The organism is Gemmobacter sp., from assembly GCF_016792925.1.
In the GTDB taxonomy this organism is placed as follows: Bacteria; Pseudomonadota; Alphaproteobacteria; order Rhodobacterales; family Rhodobacteraceae; genus Gemmobacter.
The window spans coordinates 1-4,015 of the sequence record NZ_JAEULU010000161.1 but is presented as its reverse complement, the minus strand read 5'-3'; the positions used below and the strand labels follow the sequence as shown (position 1 = coordinate 4,015).

4 protein-coding genes are annotated in these 4,015 nt (G+C 65.2%); 2 read left to right on the top strand and 2 right to left on the bottom strand.

Annotated elements, in window-relative coordinates; genetic code table 11:
- On the bottom strand, positions 1 to 370 hold a 370-nt coding region (locus tag JNN06_RS07925; protein ID WP_291239052.1), incomplete at its 3' end, for a DUF1045 domain-containing protein.
- On the bottom strand, positions 367 to 1,314 hold the full coding sequence (locus JNN06_RS07920; protein ID WP_291239051.1) for a LysR family transcriptional regulator: 948 nt from the start codon (positions 1,312 to 1,314) through the stop codon (positions 367 to 369). The genes JNN06_RS07920 and JNN06_RS07925, both read right to left, overlap by 4 nt.
- A gap of 169 nt (positions 1,315 to 1,483) precedes the next feature.
- Between JNN06_RS07920 and chvE the strand changes: the two genes are divergently transcribed.
- On the top strand, positions 1,484 to 2,539 hold the full coding sequence (gene chvE, locus JNN06_RS07915; protein ID WP_291239050.1) for a multiple monosaccharide ABC transporter substrate-binding protein: 1,056 nt from the start codon (positions 1,484 to 1,486) through the stop codon (positions 2,537 to 2,539).
- Between the two features lie 82 nt (positions 2,540 to 2,621).
- A partial coding sequence (mmsA, locus tag JNN06_RS07910) for a multiple monosaccharide ABC transporter ATP-binding protein (RefSeq protein WP_291239049.1) occupies positions 2,622 to 4,015 on the top strand: 1,394 nt, incomplete at its 3' end.

Genomic DNA, 4,015 nt, shown 5'->3' with positions numbered 1-4,015 from the left:
AGGGCTCCAGCGCGGTGACCACCTCGGCGGCCAAAGCCTGCAAATCGCGCGTGTCGCCCTCGGGCGTCAGGGCCAGAAACCCGTCCAGATCGCGCAGGCGCAGGCCCGGCAGGGAGACCGGGGCGAGACGACCCGCGAGGGCCGCCACGGCGGCTTGCAAGGCGGTGACATCCTGCCCCTCGGCCAGCCGGAAGGGCGGTTTCAAGGTGCCGTGAAAGCCGTATTTGCGCGGCGCGACGGTGACGGCCTCCAGCCCGGGATCGGGCTGCGCGACGGCCTGCCCGCTGGCGGCATCCCAGCCCAGCCACGCCGCCCCGGCCTGCGCGAAAGCGCCGGGCGCGGGGGCGTAATAGATTGCATAGCGCTTCATGCCGGCCTCCCGTCGCCATCATAGGGCGGTTGTTCGGCCAGCGAAATCACCAGATCGCGCAGGCGCAGCGCCACCGGAGACAGCGGGCGGCGGCGCAGGCTGAGCAGGTAATAGGGCGCCACCCGCACCTCGCGCGGCAGGGTCAGCGCGGTGAACCCCGCCCCGACCGGCGGGCGGGTGAGCAGCTGCGCCACCTCCTCGGACATGGCGGCGACAGCATCGCTTTGCGACAGATAGGCCAGCATGAACAGCAGCGAGGGGCTGCCGACGATGTTCTTCGGCTCGGCCAGACCGACGGCGCCAAAGGCCTCCAGCGTGGCCTCGCGGATCGGCGCGCCGCGGTCCTGCATGATCCATTCATAATCCATCAACTGCGTGAGGGTGACCGAGGGCGCCCGCGCCAAAGGGTGCCCCAGCCGCACCAGCAGCGCCAGTTTCTCGTCGCGCATCGGATGCACCTCGAAGGCGCGGCTGTCGAATTCCGGCAGCACGCGGCCCAGTGCAAAGTCGATCTCGCCCGCCGACAATTGCCGCAGCAATTCGCGCGAGGGGGCAACCTCTACCGTCACTTCGGCCTCTGGCGCGGCGCGTTTCAGAGTACGGATCGCGGGCACCAACAGGCCCACGGCGGGGCCGGTGACGGCGCCCACCCGCACCGTGCCGCCCATGCCGCCCTCCAGCGCCTGCACCTCGGCCGCCATCGAGCGCATCTCGCGCAGGATCGCCCGCGCCCGGCGGATCACCACCGCCCCCGCCTCGGTCGGCTCCATCCCCTTGGGCTGGCGCAGGAACAGCACGGCACCCGCCATCCGCTCCACCTCGGCCAACATGCGCGAGGCGGCGGGCTGGGTCAGGCCCATCGCCTCGGCGGCCAGTTGCAATTGCCGCTGTTCGGCCACTTCGACAATCAGGCGCAATTGGGCGGGTTTCAGGGCGAGGGCCATTCGCATACCATTTTTGCTATCAATCCTACGGATAATGTCATTTTTATGATATGGCAACGCGGAGTATGACCAGCGCAGGCCGTTCTGCGGAGGAGGCTTCGCGGCAATCAGGCCACAGGAGGAGAGGGACCCCCCGGGAGAGGACGGTCCCCAGTCAGGGAGAGAGATCATGAAACTGAAATCGGTCGCCGCCGCGCTGGCGATGTGCGCCTCTTTTGTGGCCTATGGGGCTGCGGCAGAAACCGTGGGCATCTCGATGCCGACCAAATCCTCGGCCCGCTGGATCTCGGACGGGGATTCGATGGTGAAAGAGTTTCAGGCCGCCGGCTATGAAACCGATCTGCAATATGCCGAGGATGACATCCCGAACCAGCTGGCCCAGATCGAGAACATGATCACCAAGGGCGTGGATGTGCTGGTGATTGCGGCGATTGACGGCACCACCCTGTCGAACGCGCTGGAAAATGCCGCCGCCGCCGACATCAAGGTGATCGCCTATGACCGTCTGATCCGCGACAGCGGCAATGTGGACTATTACGCCACCTTCGACAATTTCAAGGTCGGCGTGCAGCAGGCCACCAGCCTCGTGAACGGGCTGAAAGAGCGGTTCCCGGACACGAAGCCCTGGAATGTGGAACTGTTCGGCGGCAGCCCGGATGACAACAACGCCTTCTTCTTCTACGACGGGGCCATGTCGGTGCTGCAACCGCTGATCGACGATGGCAGCATCGTCATCGGCTCGGGCCAGACCGGGATGGACAAGGTGGGCACCCTGCGTTGGGATGGCGCCGTGGCGCAGGCCCGCATGGATAACCTGCTGTCGGCCAATTACACCGACAAACAGGTGAATGGCGTGCTGTCGCCCTATGACGGGCTGTCGATCGGCATTCTGTCCTCGCTCAAGGGCGTGGGCTATGGCTCGGGCGACATGAAGATGCCGATCGTTTCGGGGCAGGATGCCGAGGTGCAATCGGTGAAGTCGATCCTGGCGGGCGAGCAATATTCGACCATCTTCAAGGACACCCGCGAGCTGGCCAAGGTGACCGTGGGCATGGTGGATGCCGTGCTGAAAGGCTCGGAGCCGAAGATCAACGACACCACCACCTATAACAACGGGGTGAAGGTCGTGCCGTCCTACCTGCTGGAGCCGGTGGGCGTGGATGCGACGAATTGGGAGCAGATCCTGATCGGGTCGGGCTACTACACCAAGGACCAGATCCAGTAACCATCCTCCCTAAGGATGTCTCCGAGGCCGCCTTCCCTGCGGGGGGCGGCCTCACCTGACCTGCAAGCCGAGGGGCAGACCCATGACCGCGCTGCTGGAAATGCGTGCCATCACCAAGACCTTTCCGGGCGTCAAGGCGCTCGACAAGGTGAACCTGATCGTCCGGCAGGGCGAGATTCATGCGATTTGCGGCGAGAATGGCGCCGGGAAATCGACGCTGATGAAGGTGCTTTCGGGGGTTTACCCGGCGGGCAGCTATGACGGCGAAATTCACTATGATGGCGCCCTGGCGCAGTTCCGCTCGATCCGCGACAGCGAAGATCGCGGCATCATCATCATCCATCAGGAGCTGGCGCTGGTGCCGCTGCTGTCGATTGCCGAGAACCTGTTTCTGGGCAATGAACGCGCGGCGCAGGGCGTGATCAACTGGCCCGAGACCTTCCGCCAGACCGAGGCGCTGCTGCGCAAGGTGGGCCTGAGCGAGGCGCCGGGCGTGCAGGTGGGCAAGCTGGGCGTGGGCAAGCAGCAATTGGTGGAGATCGCCAAGGCGCTGTCGAAGGATGTGCGGCTGCTGATCCTTGACGAGCCGACGGCGGCGCTTTCGGAAAGCGACAGTCAGGCGCTGCTGGACCTGCTGCTGGAGCTGAAGGCGCAGGGCGTCACCTCGATCATCATCAGCCACAAGCTGAACGAGGTGCGCCGCGTGGCCGATAGTGTGACGGTGATCCGCGACGGCACCACGGTCTCGACGCTGGATGCCCATAAGGAGCCGATCACCGAGGATCGCATCGTGCGCGACATGGTGGGGCGCGACATGGCGAACCGCTATCCCGACCGCGAGCGCCGCGCCGGGGATGTGGTGTTCGAGGTGGAGGGCTGGAATGTCTGGCACCCCGAACATGCCGAGCGGCAGGTGATCCGCAACATCTCGATGAAGGCCCGTGCGGGCGAGGTGGTCGGGATTGCCGGGCTGATGGGCGCGGGGCGCACCGAATTGGCCATGAGCATTTTCGGCAAAAGCTATGGCCGCAATATCTCGGGCCGGGTGTCGGTGCAGGGCAAGCCCGCCGATACCTCGACCGTCAGCCGGGCCATCGCGGCAGGGCTGGCCTATGTGACCGAAGACCGCAAATCGCTGGGGCTGGTGCTGGAGGACACGATCCAGACCAATACCAGTCTTGCCAATCTGGAAGGCGTCTCGTCGCGCGGCATCATCAATGACGCCCGCGAAACCGAGGTGGCCGAGGGCTATCGCGCCGCCATGCGCATCCGCACGCCCAGCGTTTTCCAGAAGGTGATGAACCTGTCGGGCGGCAACCAGCAAAAGGTGGTGCTGTCAAAATGGCTGTTCACCGGGCCGGAGGTGCTGATCCTGGATGAACCGACGCGCGGCATCGACGTCGGCGCGAAATACGAGATTTACGGCATCATCAATGACCTGTCGGCGCAAGGCAAGGCGGTCGTCATGATCTCCTC

What these genes read in the sequence shown, in the direction of transcription:
- JNN06_RS07920 (WP_291239051.1), bottom strand. Translation starts at nt 1,314, where the DNA reads ATGGCCCTCGCCCTGAAACCCGCCCAATTGCGCCTGATTGTCGAAGTG.
- chvE (WP_291239050.1), top strand. Translation starts at nt 1,484, where the DNA reads ATGAAACTGAAATCGGTCGCCGCCGCGCTGGCGATGTGCGCCTCTTTT.